The sequence below is a fragment of the Streptomyces olivochromogenes genome (assembly GCF_001514115.1).
Classification (GTDB): Bacteria; Actinomycetota; Actinomycetes; order Streptomycetales; family Streptomycetaceae; genus Streptomyces; species Streptomyces olivochromogenes.
Map to the genome: position 1 here is coordinate 107,822 of NZ_KQ948472.1, position 14,086 is coordinate 121,907.

Sequence of the window (14,086 nt, forward strand, 5' to 3'; positions counted from 1 at the left end):
ACAGGCCGCACTCCGCAAACCTGCGCGAATACCGCCGACGGATTAGTTCATTGGCACCAACTCCCACCCGAAGGTCGTACTAAGCGCCCAGTGGTTGCCGTGCGGTTCACGCCTAGCCTCTGGTTACTGGCGACACCCTCCGGAGCGCGATCCGGGGGATCGACTCGCCTTCAAGCCGTTCTTCGGAAGCAACCTAGGGGCGATCGATGTCGACCAATATTGTCCGATACGGCCTCACGGAGGCACTGGGTACTCGAGAGGTGCCGGACGCTGCGATTGCGATGATCGACGGCGAGGGAACGGTGGTCGGTTGGACGAACACCGCGCAACGGCTTGTCGGTTACGCGGCCAAAGACGTGGTGGGCCGGCCCGCCTGGTTCGTGCTGCCGTTCCTCCAGGACGCACTGCACGTATGGGCCGCCTGCGAGCAGCGCCGCGCCCGGGGCGGCTGGTCCGGCACAGCGACGATCCATCACCGCGAAGGCCACACCCTCCATGTGAGCCTGCGTGTCTCGCTGTTGTGGGGGCGCGACGGATCAGTCCACTGGCTCGTCTCCGGCACCGATATCGCCGCACTCTCCGCGGTGGAGGCCGCCGGGTCGGTGCGGGAGTCGCTTCTCACGCGCACACCGATCGGCATCGTGGTGCGCGACGTGGAACTGCGCTGCACCTGGGTCAACGACGTCATCGAACTCCAGGACGGCATCCCTCGTGCCCAGCGGCTCGGACGGCGCCTCCCGGACTCGCTGCCCGGCCTCGAATCCGAGGCGCTCGAAGCGGTGATGCGCCAGGTGCTGAGCAGTGGCATGGCCGCGGTCCATGAATACCGGGCGTGGCCGCCGTCGGATCGGCGCAGAGAGCACGCCTTTGCGGCCTCCTTCTTCTGCCTGAGCGACGCCGATGGCCGGCCACTGGGGGTGTGCTCCATGAGCGTGGATGTCACCGGCAACCAGCGGGCCCGCGAGCGCCTCGCCATCCTCAGCGAGGCCGGCACCCGGATCGGCAGCACCCTGGACGTGATGCAGACCAGTCAGGAACTGGCCGACCTCGCCGTGCCCCTCCTGGCTGACTACGCCGCCGTCGACCTGGCCGAGTCCGTCCCGCTCGGCGACGAACCCGCCTCCCGCACCAGCACGTCGGGGCAGCGCGGTCCGGCCTTTCGCCGTGCCGGCCTCGCCTCGATCCACCCGGGGACTCCCGAGTCGCCTTGGACACGCGGCGAGTCCATCTGCGTCCCCCCGACCTCACCCTGGATCAGGGTGCTCTCCTCCGGAGGCTCTCACCTGCAACCCACCCTGGACGCCTCTCCCGGCACATGGGTGGACCATGACCCCGCGCGGGCGCAGGCCATTCGTGAAAACGGGATGCACTCCATGATGCTTGTCCCCATCCGCGCGCGGCACGCCGTGCTGGGTGTGGCCTTGTTCATCCGTACCGAGGAACCGATGCCGTTCCAGGAGGACGACCTGCTCCTCGCCGAGGAACTGGTCACCAGGGCCGCACTGTCCCTGGACAACGCTCGCCAGTACACCCGCGAGCACACAGCGGCCCTGGCCCTTCAACGCAAGCTGCTTCCGCACGGAGTGAGGGACAGCGCGGCGATCCAGGCGGCCTCGCGGTACCTGCCGGCCGACGTGGAGACCGGCGTCGGAGGCGACTGGTTCGATGTGATCCCGTTGTCCGGCGCCCGGGTGGCGCTTGTCGTCGGGGATGTCGTCGGGCACGGCATCAACGCCGCGGCGACCATGGGAAGGCTCCGAACGGCTGTGCGCACGCTGGCGGACATGGATTTGCCCCCCGACGAACTGCTGTCCCACCTCGACGACACGGTCCGGTGCCAGTCGGACGAAGACGACGACGCCGGCGACGGCGGCCTGATGGTCACCGGCGCCACCTGTCTCTACATCGTCTACGACCCGGTCACCCGGCGGTGCACGATGGCACGGGCCGGGCATCCCCCGCCCGCTGTCGTCGACCCGCAGGGAAAGGTCACGTTCCCCGACCTCCCCACCGGAGCCCCACTCGGTGTCGGCTCGGTTCCCTTCGAGGCCGTGGAGATGGACGTGCCCGAGGGGACCTTGCTCGCCCTCTACACCGACGGCCTGGTCGAGACCCGCGATCGCGACATCGACGTCGGCATGCGGCAACTGGGCGCCACCCTGGCAGCCCAGCCCCGTCGGCCCCTGGACGACCTCTGCTCCTCGGTGATCGAGGCGCTGCCGACGCAGTCACCATCCGACGACGTCACCCTGCTCCTGGCCCGGACCCGTGCTCTGAATCCGTGCCAGACCGCGTCCTGGGACCTGCCCCGGGACCCGGCCGTCGTCAGCAGTGCCCGCAGCCTGGTGGCCCGGCAGCTGACCCGGTGGGGGCTGGAGAGCCTGATCGCCGACACGGAGCTGATCGCCAGCGAGCTGGTCACCAACGCGATCCGTCACGGTGCCGGGCCCATAGCCCTGCGCCTGATCAAACACCGGCTGCTGACCTGCGAAGTATCCGACGCCGGCAGGTCCTTCCCGCGTCTTCGTCACACACGTACCACCGACGAGTTCGGCCGCGGCATCCTCCTCGTCTCCCAGCTGTCGCGTACGTGGGGCTGCCGCTGGATACCGGGCGGCAAGGTCGTGTGGGCTGAACAAGATCTGCCCAAGCACGCTTGAAGGGATCTGGCAGCCAGGACGGCGCCGCAGCTCTCCTCCCGAGCCGCGCCGCAAGGCTGACGCACGGCCCGTCGGGCGAATTGGTGCAGAACAACCAAATTGAGCGTAAATATGGTGTTCTGCGCCCAGTGGCGGTGCCTCTGCTCCCTCCTAGCGTCGTTCCTACCGACGCCATTGGATCCCCGATCGGGGCGATCGGAGCGATCGGAGCAGGAAGTGACACATCCAGGTCCCATCCACCATTTTCGAAGGAGCCCCCCATGCGCATCGGAAACCTCTCAGGCCGACTCACCGTCTTCACCGAACACGGTGCGGTGGATGTCGAGAAGGCCAGCGGCGGCCGGTTCGGCCCCGACCCGCAGGCGGCCTACCACGCCTGGGCGGACTTCCTGGGCTGGGCCAAGGACGCCGACCTGAGCAACGCGTCCGCGTTCGACACCGCAGACCTCGGCTCGCCCACCCCGACGCCGACCCAACTGTTCGCCATGGGACTGAACTACCGCGAGCACGCCGCCGAGTCCAACTTGGCGGCCCCGGACAAGTTCCCACCGGTGTTCACCAAGTTCCGCACCGCGATCAGCGGGCCGGTCGGCACGGTGACGCTGCCCGAGGGCGGGCACACCGACTGGGAGGTGGAGCTGGTCGTGGTGATCGGCCGGCGCGCCGAGCGGGTGTCCGCCGCCGACGCCTGGTCCTACGTGGCCGGGTTGACCGTGGGCCAGGACATCTCCGAGCGGATCCTGCAGACCGAGGGCCCCGCGCCGCAGTTCAGTATGGGCAAGTCGTTCCCCGGGTTCGCCCCGATGGGGCCGTGGGTGGTCACCGTGGACGAGTTCGACAACCCGGACGACCTCGAACTCGGCTGCGCCATCGACGGCGAGTCCATGCAGCACTCCCGCACCAGCAACCTGATCTTCCCGGTGCCCCAGCTGATCGAGGGCCTGTCGGCCACTCTGCCGCTGCTGCCCGGTGACGTGATCTTCACCGGCACCCCGGCAGGCGTCGGCATCGGCCGCAACCCGCAGCGGTGGCTGCAGCCGGGCGAGGAACTGGTCAGCTACATCACCGGCATCGGCGAGCTTCGCCAGCGGTTTGCGCGTGCCTGATCGGGGAGTGGCGAACTGACACCGGCCGGGCTCGATCCCGACCCCTTGCGCCCTGTCCCGCGTAAGGACACGAGCAGAAGAACATGCATCACACCGAAATGGGGCCTCACCCATGCGATATCTCGACTACAAGTGTTTCCGGATCGGGTTTGATTCCGGAGTCGCATTCGTCACCATCGATCACCCGCCGATAAATCTTCTCGATGAAGCTCTGTCGCAGGAATTCGACAAACTCGGCAGGGAACTCGAGGACGATGAGAGCGTCCGAGTCGTCGTCTTGCAGAGCGCGCTCCCCGATTTCTTCGTGGCCCACTCCGGTCTGGGCCGGGTCGGAAGTGGCTCCAAAAAGGTGTCCCATACGCGCAGTTTTCGTCTTACGCAGACGATCGGAGAGCGGTTCAGGAACATGCCCAAGGTGAGCATTGCCAAAATCGAGGGTCGGGCCCGGGGTGGAGGCAGTGAGATCGCGCTGGCCATGGACATGCGTTTCGCAGCCATCGGCAAAGCAATCTTCGGCCAACCGGAAGTGGCGATCGGTCTTGTTCCGGGAGGCGGCGCTACGCAAAGACTGCCACGGCTCATGGGGCGGGGACGCGCCCTGGAGGTACTCCTGGGTTGCGACGACATACCAGCAGAACTGGCAGAACGTTACGGTTATATCAACCGAGCGTTGCCGGCGGACGAGCTGACGCCTTTTGTCGAAAAACTGGCTCATCGGATCGCTTCATTTCCTGCGCATGCCATCGCCCACGCCAAGGAGTCCGTGGACACCGGCGCATTCAATTCCATTCCGGAGGGACTCTTGGTGGAAGCTCATGAGTCCGATTTGAGTGTCGCCAGCGAGGTGACGCAAGCGCGCATGGAGGAAGCATTGAAGGCCGGTGCCGAAACATATGAAGGCGAGTTGGAGATGGCCTATTTGTCGAAACTCTCGACTCAGAGGCCGGTCAACAACCCGACTCCTCGCAAACGTCCGCCCGAGTAACACGCGAATCTCGTCCTTGCCCACCCGGACACCTCAACGCTCTGACGAACCTCGGAGGTCATCGCATGAGGAAACTTCTCGCCCCCCGAACCACCCGTATCGGACGTCCGGACGGGCCGGCGCAGCCCGATGCGATCGGCATCGAACACCTCGGCGGCTCACCGACAGAGCTTGCCCGCGACCTGACCGAACTGCTGGGTGCCGAGCAGGTCTTGCATCGGCTCTCGGATCTGGTGCGCTACGCCTCGGACGCGAGCCCCTACCGGCTTCTGCCGCAGGTCGTCGTGCGACCACGAGACGCTGCCGACGTCGCCGCCTTGTTGGACTACTGTCGCCGGACCGGGCGACACACCACGCTACGATCCGGCGGCACCAGCCTCAACGGTCAGTCACAGTCCGACGACATCTTGATCGACGTCCGACACCACTGGAACGGAATGACCGTCGAAAACGACGGTGCCCGTCTACGGGCGCGCCCCGGCACGATCCTGTCTCACGCGAACGCCGTGCTCGCACGTCATGGGCGCCGACTCGGTCCCGATCCCGCCAGCGCCGATGTCGCCACCATCGGCGGAGTCGTCGCCAACAACGCGGGAGGCATGCGGTGCCGGCTGTCCCGAAACGCCTACCACTGCGTATCCGGGATCACCTTCGTGCTCCCCTCCGGAACCACGATAGATACCGAAGCCGCCGACGCCGAATCCGAGTTCCGTAAGGCGGAGCCCGAACTTGCCGACGGCCTGCTCGCCCTTCGGGCGGAAATACTCGCCGACGAGGAACTCGTCGAACGGATCAAGCACAAGTACACCATCCGCAACACGACGGGATACGCCCTCAACGCCTTCCTCGACGCGGAGACCCCGCTGGGAATCTTCCGTCGGCTGCTCGTCGGTTCGGAAGGAACCCTGGCCTTCATGGCCGAGGTCGTGATCGACACCCTCCCGAACCCCGGGACCACCACCGTGACCTGGATCTCGACCGAATCCATCGATGCGGCGGCACGTTTGGTGCCCGCGCTGGTCGGGCTGGGCGCCGAGGCGGTGGAACTGATGATGGCGCCCGCGTTGACCGAGGCCGCGAAGGCATTTCCCGGCGCCCCCTCCTACTGGCGCACGCTCGATCCCAAGGCAGCCGCGCTCCTCGTGGAGTTCCGCGGCGAAGCCGACGCGCTCGACGACGCCGAGCAGAGCGTGAAGGACCTTCTCGCGCACGCCACCCTGCTGCACCCGATCGAGTTCACCCGAGACGAAGAACTCATCGAGTTCAACTGGCGGGTACGCGAGGGCCTGCTCGGCATCGTCGGCCGTCTACGGCCCGAAGGAAGCGCGGTCGTCAATGAAGACGTCTGTTTCCCTCCCGCGCGTATCGCTGAAGGTGCCCACGACCTGCAGCAACTGCTCAGCAAGCACGGATTCCTGCCCGGGGTCGCCGGCCACGCCGCCTACGGCAACCTGCACTTCACCTTGACTCCCTTGCTCTCCGAGGAGACCGACAAGGAACGCTACGGGGCGTTCATGGCCGACCTCGTGGACTTGATCATCGGAAAGTACGATGGCTCGCTCAAGGCCGAACACGGCACCGGACGCAACATGGCACCCTTCGTGGAACGCGAATGGGGTGCCAAAGCGACCGACATCATGTGGCGCCTGAAGCGGCTGGCGGATCCCCACGGGGTCCTTGGACCAGACGTCATCCTGACGACCGACGAGGACATCCATCTCAAGCATTTCAAATCCACGCCCAAGATCGAACAAGTGGCGAACCTGTGCATCGAGTGTGGATTCTGCGAGGCCACGTGTCCCAGCCGTAACGTGACCACGACCCCCCGACAACGGATCGCCCTCCGCCGGGAGATGGCTCGCCAGGCCGAGGATTCTCCGGTGCTTGCACAGCTCCAGGCCGAATACGAATACGACGGTATCGAGACCTGCGCCGCTGATGGAACCTGCGCCATTCCGTGTCCCCTGCAGATCAACACCGGTGACCTGATAAAGGGCTTCCGCCGCGCCGAATCCACCGCTGCCCGTGAGCGTGCCGGGTTGGCCGCGGCCAGGCACTGGGGTCGGATCGAGAGGCTCGCGCGCATGGCGATGTCGGGCGTCGACGGCATCCAGTCCCACATCGGCGTGAAGGTTCTCACGGAGCTGACCAACGCGGCGCGCTTCGTCGCAGGCAGCGATCTCATCCCCTCGGTACCGGGCCCCATGCCCCACCCGGCACCGGCTCACCTCCCGCAAACCGAACGAGAGTCGGCGCGTGCGGTGTACTTCCCGGCTTGCATCAACCGCATCTTCGGCCGCGACCCCGACAAGCCGACCACGCCATCGCTCCCGGAGGCATTCGTCACGCTCTCCGCCCGCGCCGGCATGCCGGTGTGGATTCCCGATGACGTCCGCGGACTGTGCTGCTCGACGCCGTGGGCGAGCAAGGGTTTGGCAGAGGGGCACCGTTGGATGGCGGAGGCGGTCTGCGACGCCCTCTGGCGGTGGAGCGATCATGGCTCGCTGCCTGTCGTGGTCGACGCCGCATCCTGCACCCACGGACTGCTCGACGACGTCGCCGAACACGTTGACGACTCGCGGCGCGATCAGATGAACGCCATGAGCATCCGGGACTCGATCACCTGGTGCCGGGACCTGCTTCCCCTTCTCTCGGTGAACCGCAAGCTCGAGACGGTCGCGCTTCACCCCACATGTTCCACGACCCACCTCGGGCTCAACCGTGACCTCAAGGCCGTCGCGTCCTTCCTGGCGGATGCGACCGTGGTGCCCGTCGGCACCACCTGCTGCGGCACCGCGGGAGACCGTGGTCTGCTCCATCCGGAGTTGGTGGTCTCCGCGACACGGGACGAGAAGGCCGGACTCGACGCCTCTCCGGCGCAGGCGTACCTCTCGGCGAACCGCACGTGCGAGATGGGTCTGAGGCAAGCCACCGGGCAGCCGTACGAGTCCTTCATCTTCCTGCTCGAAGAACTCACCAGATAGTCCGTAGTGTTCTTGGTGTGGTGACTCGGGCACTCCTCGCCTGCGGTCACCCTCGGTTACTATGCTCACTTCATGCCGGAGGCCGGAAGCGACGGGCGCACATCAATTGCCCTGATTGCATATTGGGGGTGCGACGGCATTCCCGGGCGCGGTGGGTCAGCGCCCTGGTCGCTGTCACCCGCTCGATACTCGTCATCGCCCGGCACCGCCGCCACCTAGACCCCACGATCCGCGATCTCGTCCGCCAACTCCAGGCCGTCGGCCACCAAGTCGCGCTCACTCCGGCATCAGCCTGACCGGCCCGTCGCACCGTTACCCGGTCCGCACGCGGACCGGAGGCTGCCGCCTGCCCTCCCGGACATCGATTTTCCGATCAGCCTTGGAGCCAAGCCTCAAGGGGCCAGGGTGAGGTCACCATTGTTGGACTTGGCGAGCGACCGCCCGATGACCATGCGCTGAATCTGGTTCGTGCCTTCGAAGATCTGAGTCAACTTGGCCTCACGCATGTACCGTTCGACCGGGAAGTCGCGCGTGTAGCCGACCCCGCCGAGGACCTGCACCGCATCAGTGGTGACACGCATCGCATTGTCGGTCGCGACGAGCTTCGCGACCGACGCCTCACGGCTGAACGGCAGCCCCGCGTCCTTCAACCGGGCGGCATGGAGGGTCGCAGCACGCGCTGAAAAGACCGCGGCCTCCATGTCGGCGAGCAGGAACGCGACTCCCTGGTGGTCGATGATGCGTGATCCGAACGTCTCCCGATCGCGTGCATAGGCGATCGCGTGGTCGAGAGCGCCCTGGGCGAGACCGACCGCGACGGCCGCGATACCGAGACGACCGGAATCCAGGCTTGCGAGAGCGATACGCAGGCCGCCGCCCTCAGCACCGATACGCCGCTCGACCGGGACACGGACGTCCCGGAGGACCATGGTCGCCGTCGTGGACCCGGTCAGGCCCATCTTCCGTTCGGGCACATCAGCGGTGAGGCCCTCGGTGTCAGCGGGGATCATGAAGCACGAGATACCCGTGCGGTCTTCCGAGGTGCGGGCCATGACCTTGTAGTAGTCCGCGTGGCCGCCGTGGGTCGTCCAGGCTTTCGCACCGTTCAGGACGTAGTGATCGCCGTCTAGACGGGCCCGGGTCCGCAGCGCGGCCGGGTCCGAGCCGGCGTGCGGCTCCGAGAGGCAGTAGGCACCCAGCAGCTCGCCACCGAGCATCGCGGGCAGCCACTCCTGCTTCTGCTCTTCGGTGCCCATCGTCGCCAGGCCGAAGCACGACAGCACGTGCACGGAGACACCTACGCCGACTGAAGCCCACACGGACGCGATCTCTTCGACAACCTGCAGGTACACCTCGTAGGACAGGCCGCTGCCGCCGTACGCCTCGGAGTACGGCAATCCGAGCAGGCCAGCGCGTCCGAGGAGCCTGAAGACGTCACGGGGGAATGCCTCGTTCGCCTCATCGGCATCCGCTCGCGACGCGAGTTCATCGGTCGCCAGCTTCCGCACCAGCCTGATGAGGTCAAGGGACTCATCGTTCGGTAACAGACGACGCGCGCTCATGGCACCTTCCAGCTGTCGGGGCGAAACATCGTTCGGAGACATCTGCGGGCCAAGGCACCGCACGGCGCTCTTTGGGCAGACATCGAAACGCTTGGGGAAGGCTGGCCGCCGCGTGGGTCTCGGCGGTGACGTGGGTGGTGTCCCCCAACCAGGACGGGATCATGTTCACGCCGGTGGCGTCACAGGTGAGCACCAGCAGCTCGGCGTCGATACGAGCTGCCAGGTACGTGCAAATTCGGCGCCGGCGAGCGGTACGCGACCCGAGAGATGTCCACGCGCCCGACGGTGGTGGCCAACTGCCGCACGTGCCCACGCTCCGCGCGCATGAGCACCCACCCGTTCCGAGCCGGTCACATCCCGGCGGCGCGGCGGCAAGGATATCGAGCTGATCCTGCACCAGCACCCGCCCCGCGACCGTGACGTAGTCCTCCGATACATCTTGGGTGCAGGTCATCATCACAAGGTCGGACAGATGCGCGAGTATCTCCTCCACCCGGATACGGCTCGCGGTGAAGGCATTGGCGGGGCTCGGACACATAAGGTGCCACCAGGTCTTCTCCCTTGCGCGGTCAGGCAGATCAACCCGGCCAACGAGGAGAAGACCATCCTCTTGTCGCACGTTCACCCGCTCGCCGCGGCCGTGCCACGCGTCACGGTGAACAACCCGCCCGGAGTCTGCACCGTCAGCTTCGCCGCAACGGCCTTCTTCAAACGATGCCGGATCACTTCCATCCGGCGGGGCACCGCCTCCGGACCAAGACCCTCCACTACCTGCCGACAACACGCTGGACCGGCATACCAGGCCAGTACCGCAAGCAGATGTTCCAGAGCCTCGGTGTCCGGCGGATGTCCACCCCGGCGCGGGGTCGGGGATCATGGCAGTGGAGCCGGTAGGGATTGCCGGCACCGGCTCGATTCGCGGCAGTTCACCGACAACGTCGCACGCCGTTGAGATACGGGCCGGCTCCTGCTCACACATCACCGGCTGGACCATGAGCCGTTCAGCCTCGGCCCCAAGCCGTTCCGCTTCGCTGTGACAGGCGGCCTCCCGCTCCCGAAGCAGCCGCAGCACCTCATCACAGCTCATCCGACCCACCTCTCGCGCAAGCTGATCAACCTGCTTACCGCAACGAGATGGGTATCACGCCGGACACGGGCGACCCCCGCTAACCTCACCCAACGGGGAAACGCACCCGAGGTGATGATCGTCCCGGGTTGGCCCGAGACCGACAAGCTGGACGCGGTCTGGCTGGCCAAGGTCGCTGAACGGGGCATTTTCCGGGCCTTGTTCGTCCCTTTCTTTAGGATACGCAGATCAAACTGCCCACGGTGTTTGGACCTCTTCCGTGTATCGAGTGGGGGCCGGCTGGTAAAAGCTCGGCGCCGATCGAGGTTCTGACCGGGCAGTTCGACGAGCACCACGGCCGCCCGTGGACGGTTATGGCCTGCTGAGTCCACACCGACGGATTCGCTCTGCCATGGGGAGCCGTGATCGCAGCGGTGGGCGATTACGGGCTGAGCTGGGGATCTTGTGACGTACCCAGCATGAACTAGGCCCTACAGGCTGTGCGCTTCGGAGGATTTGGGGCGATTGCTGCGACATTTGGCCAGGGTGGAGGTCGAGTCGATCGAGCGTGCGGCTGGGACAGTCACGTTCTGCGTATACCCCGCAGTGCCGACGGCGAGGTGCCCAAGACGCGGAGTGGTGTCGTGGCGTGTGCACGACCGGTGCGCGCGCCGGCTCGCTGACGCGCACGTCGAAGGAGTCCCGGCGGGGGGCGAACTCGTGGTGCGCGGTTGAAGTGGCTCCATCCGCCGTGTCCGGCGACGGCGTTCGCTGAGCAGGTCGAGGGGCCGACCAGCCCGCAGCATCCGGTGGTACATGATCGTCAAGGTTGTGGATGTTCACACCGACGCCGTTCGGGTGGTTCTGTATGTCGAGCGGTGGCTCAAGGCGCGCTGCGACTGCCCGGCGGCACCTTCCAGGAGCGGGATCGGGGGACTCCTCAAGGGTCCGTTGTCTCGCCAGTGCCGGCAAACATGTTCGTGCACTACAGGTTCGATACCTGGTTGGACCGGGGCGTTCCCCACCGCCCAGTTCGAGCGCTGTACCGATGACGCGGTGGTGCACTGCGTCAGTGAGCGGCAGGCCGGACAAGGGCCGGCCGCGCTGGGAGACAGGGGGGATGAGGTCCGGCTGCGGCTGTATCCCGACAACGCCGAGATCGTGTGCTGCCAGGACGACGGGGACGACGGGCGGCGCGGCTCATTGCCCTCGACCGGCAAGGACGTCCAGAAGAAAGATCGGTGAGTCTGTTCGCAGGCGGAGGCTGCATCGCCAGATCGGCCTCTCCTTCGCGGGATTCGCCCGCCGGATGAAACCCGTTCGTGGCGGGCTGGCAAGATCTCCCGATCGTCGGCCTTTGCGCCGGTCAGCGCGAAGGTGGCGGGCGGGCCGCGCAGGGTGCACAGCAGGTGCAGGCGCAGGCCCCGGAAGTGCATAGAGTGCGGCGTGGAGGGAGTCCAGGTCAGGCGTCACAGCCGACCTTTGGACTCCCTCGCTTCATCTCATGCGGGCCAGCAAGCCCTTGGCATCATTCATCCAGTCGTTCCGGGAGTTCACACGTGAGGCCTCAGACCACCGACGTGCGCCAGATCGCCGAACCGCGTCGGACGGCCGACCATGGCAGAACCGGCCACCGCGCCCCGACCGCGCCGGCCATCGTGCACGCGTCCATCGCGCCCATCCCCGACCAGCACGTCCGCCCCGCGCTGCGCGCCGCGCTCGCCGCTGCCATCGAGGACACCATCATCTACGACCTGGACGGCATCGGCCGTCAGTACGCCGCCCTGTGCGCCGAACTGCCCGGCGTCGCCGTCCGGTTCGCGATGAAGGCCTGCCCGGTGGACGAGGTGCTCGGCCACCTCGCCCGGCTCGGCTCCGGCTTCGACGCGGCGAGCCCGCAGGAGATTGCCCAGGCGCTGCGCACCGGGGTGGCCCCCGGGCTGATCCACTACGGCAACACCGTCAAGTCCGACCGCAACATCGCCGAGGCCTACCGACTGGGTGTGCGTGACTTCGCCACCGACTGTCTGGAGGACGTCGGCGCGATCGCCGAACACGCCCCCGGCTCCCGGGTGTTCTGCCGGCTCGCGACCACAGGCGAGGGCGCGCTGTGGGGCCTCAGCCGTAAGTTCGGCTGCTCGCCCGAGGACGCCCTGCGGGTGCTCGGCGCCGCCAGGAGCGCCGGGCTGGTGCCCTCCGGCCTGTCGGTGCACGTCGGCTCCCAGCAGATGACCGCCGGGGCCTGGGTCGCGGCGATCGACTCGCTGGCGGCGGTCCTGGAGGCGCTCAGTCGGCGCGGCATCACCCCGGACCGGATCAACCTCGGCGGCGGACTGCCCGCCCTCGGCGTCCTCGACCGGCACGGCCGGCCGCTGGAACCGCCGCTGGAGAAGATGTTCCTGGTGATCCGCGAGGGCATGGAACGGCTGCGTGCCGTCAACGCCGCCCCGTTGGACTTCCTGCTGGAGCCCGGTCGCCACCTGGTCGCCGACCACGGCGCGATCCGCGCCCACGTCGCCCGGCTCTCTTCCCGCCATCGGCTCGACGGTACCCGCGAGGACTGGCTCTACCTGAGCTGCGGCAAGTTCAACGGTCTGTACGAGATGGACCAGTTGCAGTACCGCCTGGAGTTCCCCACCCATTCCGGCGGGCAGTTCGTCGACGCCATGGTGGCCGGCCCGACCTGCGACAGCGACGACGCGTACGCCCAGGAAGACGGCCTGGTACGGGTCCCGCGCGCGATCACCTCCGGCGACCCGGTGTGGGTCCACTCCTGCGGCGCGTACGCCGCCGCCTACGCCACCCGGGGGTTCAACGGCTTCGCGCCGCTGCCGTACACCTGCGTCGGAGGCCCGGCTCTGGATGGAGGAGACGCATGACCGACACCCGGATCCGGCGGTTTCGGGAGGAGGACTGGGACGAGGTGGTCGAGCTGGAGGAACGCGCCTACGCCGCGAGCGGTCTGTCCGAGGGGCGGGAGGCACTGCGCTCCCGGCATCGTGCCTCGCCCTCGACCTGCTTCGTGCTGGAGCACGCGGGCGGCTTCGGAGGCTACCTCCTCGCATTGCCGTACCCGCTGTTCCGCTGCCCGGACCTGAGCCTGGCCGAGGACGGCGCGGTACAGGAGAGTAACCGAGGGAGCAACCTGCACACCCACGACCTGGTGATTGCCGAGCGGGCGCGCGGCCGGGGCCTGGCCCGCCGGATGCAGCGGCATCTGGAGGAGACCGGGCGGGCGGCCCACCACCGAACCCTCTCTCTGGTTGCCGTGCGCGGCTCCGAGGTGCTGTGGTCCCGGCTGGGCTACCGCGCCCGGCCCGAGGTCGGGCTGCCCGCGAGCTACGGAGCCGAGGCGGTCTACATGGCGAAGCCACTGGAACCCGCTGTTACCGGTTTGACTCTCGGATCCTCTCCCAGAGCCGAAGTGGGCTGATGCAGATGTCCTCCGTACCCGACGAGTTCCGCCGCTCTCAACTGGCCATCAAGGCACTGTTCTTCGTCCTCGGATTCCAGTACGCCACCTGGGTTTCCGGACACTCGCAGCAAAGTCGCGAACGCGTTCGTCTTGCCCGGACAGGCCAGCCGCAGCAGCACAGCTGATCAAAATGCCGGGGTAATCGTCAGTCTCGGCAGCAGTACCGCCGACGCCACCGCGACCATCTCCCTCGCCACCATCGGCACTTCACCCGAGGCCGCGGCCGCCCTCGCAGAGGCCCTGCTCGA

The 14,086-nt window shown here is 67.1% G+C and carries 10 protein-coding genes and 1 pseudogene; 9 read left to right on the top strand and 2 right to left on the bottom strand.

The features are described 5' to 3' along the window. Positions 1-206: 206 nt before the first annotated feature. The 5 genes from AQJ27_RS40860 to AQJ27_RS56780 all read left to right on the top strand — a co-directional run bounded on the left by AQJ27_RS40860 (position 207) and on the right by AQJ27_RS56780 (position 8,031). Positions 207-2,660, top strand: coding sequence for a SpoIIE family protein phosphatase (locus AQJ27_RS40860; protein WP_067380693.1), 2,454 nt, complete (start codon positions 207-209; stop codon positions 2,658-2,660). A gap of 260 nt (positions 2,661-2,920) precedes the next feature. Continuing rightward, on the top strand, positions 2,921-3,766 hold the full coding sequence (locus AQJ27_RS40865) for a fumarylacetoacetate hydrolase family protein (RefSeq protein ID WP_067380697.1): 846 nt from the start codon (positions 2,921-2,923) through the stop codon (positions 3,764-3,766). A gap of 112 nt (positions 3,767-3,878) precedes the next feature. Continuing rightward, complete coding sequence (locus tag AQJ27_RS53265; RefSeq protein WP_079065634.1) at positions 3,879-4,751, top strand: enoyl-CoA hydratase/isomerase family protein; 873 nt, start codon at positions 3,879-3,881, stop codon at positions 4,749-4,751. A gap of 65 nt (positions 4,752-4,816) precedes the next feature. Further along, complete coding sequence (locus AQJ27_RS40875; RefSeq protein WP_067380703.1) at positions 4,817-7,735, top strand: FAD-binding and (Fe-S)-binding domain-containing protein; 2,919 nt, start codon at positions 4,817-4,819, stop codon at positions 7,733-7,735. Between the two features lie 128 nt (positions 7,736-7,863). After that, the gene (locus tag AQJ27_RS56780) at positions 7,864-8,031 is read left to right on the top strand and encodes a hypothetical protein (RefSeq protein WP_159064532.1); all 168 of its coding nucleotides are present in this window, start codon (positions 7,864-7,866) and stop codon (positions 8,029-8,031) included. 96 nt (positions 8,032-8,127) lie between these two features. Here the strand turns inward: AQJ27_RS56780 and AQJ27_RS40880 are convergent, their stop codons facing one another. After that, complete coding sequence (locus AQJ27_RS40880; RefSeq protein WP_067380706.1) at positions 8,128-9,297, bottom strand: acyl-CoA dehydrogenase family protein; 1,170 nt, start codon at positions 9,295-9,297, stop codon at positions 8,128-8,130. 1,882 nt (positions 9,298-11,179) lie between these two features. Between AQJ27_RS40880 and AQJ27_RS56785 the strand changes: the two genes are divergently transcribed. Then, positions 11,180-11,608, top strand: a complete 429-nt coding sequence (locus AQJ27_RS56785) for a hypothetical protein (protein WP_159064533.1) — start codon at positions 11,180-11,182, stop codon at positions 11,606-11,608. 89 nt (positions 11,609-11,697) lie between these two features. On the opposite strand, the pseudogene AQJ27_RS59270 reads toward AQJ27_RS56785, so the two are convergent. Beyond that, a pseudogene (locus tag AQJ27_RS59270) lies at positions 11,698-11,805 on the bottom strand (IS982 family transposase); the annotation flags it as partial. Positions 11,806-12,033: 228 nt separating this feature from the next. On the opposite strand from AQJ27_RS59270, the gene AQJ27_RS40890 reads away from it, so the two are divergent. From AQJ27_RS40890 to AQJ27_RS58040, 3 genes are read left to right on the top strand one after another with little or no spacing between them, the layout of a single operon-like run. Next, positions 12,034-13,242: a type III PLP-dependent enzyme gene (locus tag AQJ27_RS40890; protein ID WP_067380794.1), complete on the top strand. Its 1,209-nt coding sequence runs from the start codon at positions 12,034-12,036 to the stop codon at positions 13,240-13,242. Further along, positions 13,239-13,796, top strand: a complete 558-nt coding sequence (locus AQJ27_RS40895) for a GNAT family N-acetyltransferase (RefSeq protein ID WP_067380712.1) — start codon at positions 13,239-13,241, stop codon at positions 13,794-13,796. Before AQJ27_RS40890 ends, AQJ27_RS40895 begins: the two co-directional genes overlap by 4 nt. 5 nt (positions 13,797-13,801) lie before the next feature. Then, a complete protein-coding gene (locus tag AQJ27_RS58040) occupies positions 13,802-13,963 on the top strand; it encodes a hypothetical protein (RefSeq protein ID WP_162489381.1) in 162 nt (53 codons plus the stop codon). The last annotated feature ends 123 nt before the right edge of the window (positions 13,964-14,086 follow it).

Bases quoted from the DNA above. Each gene is read 5' to 3' on its own strand.
- AQJ27_RS40860 (WP_067380693.1), top strand. From the start codon at position 207: ATGTCGACCAATATTGTCCGATACGGCCTCACGGAGGCACTGGGTACT.
- AQJ27_RS40865 (WP_067380697.1), top strand. From the start codon at position 2,921: ATGCGCATCGGAAACCTCTCAGGCCGACTCACCGTCTTCACCGAACAC.
- AQJ27_RS53265 (WP_079065634.1), top strand. From the start codon at position 3,879: ATGCGATATCTCGACTACAAGTGTTTCCGGATCGGGTTTGATTCCGGA.
- AQJ27_RS40875 (WP_067380703.1), top strand. From the start codon at position 4,817: ATGAGGAAACTTCTCGCCCCCCGAACCACCCGTATCGGACGTCCGGAC.
- AQJ27_RS40880 (WP_067380706.1), bottom strand. From the start codon at position 9,297: ATGAGCGCGCGTCGTCTGTTACCGAACGATGAGTCCCTTGACCTCATC.
- AQJ27_RS56785 (WP_159064533.1), top strand. From the start codon at position 11,180: ATGATCGTCAAGGTTGTGGATGTTCACACCGACGCCGTTCGGGTGGTT.
- AQJ27_RS40895 (WP_067380712.1), top strand. From the start codon at position 13,239: ATGACCGACACCCGGATCCGGCGGTTTCGGGAGGAGGACTGGGACGAG.
- AQJ27_RS58040 (WP_162489381.1), top strand. From the start codon at position 13,802: ATGTCCTCCGTACCCGACGAGTTCCGCCGCTCTCAACTGGCCATCAAG.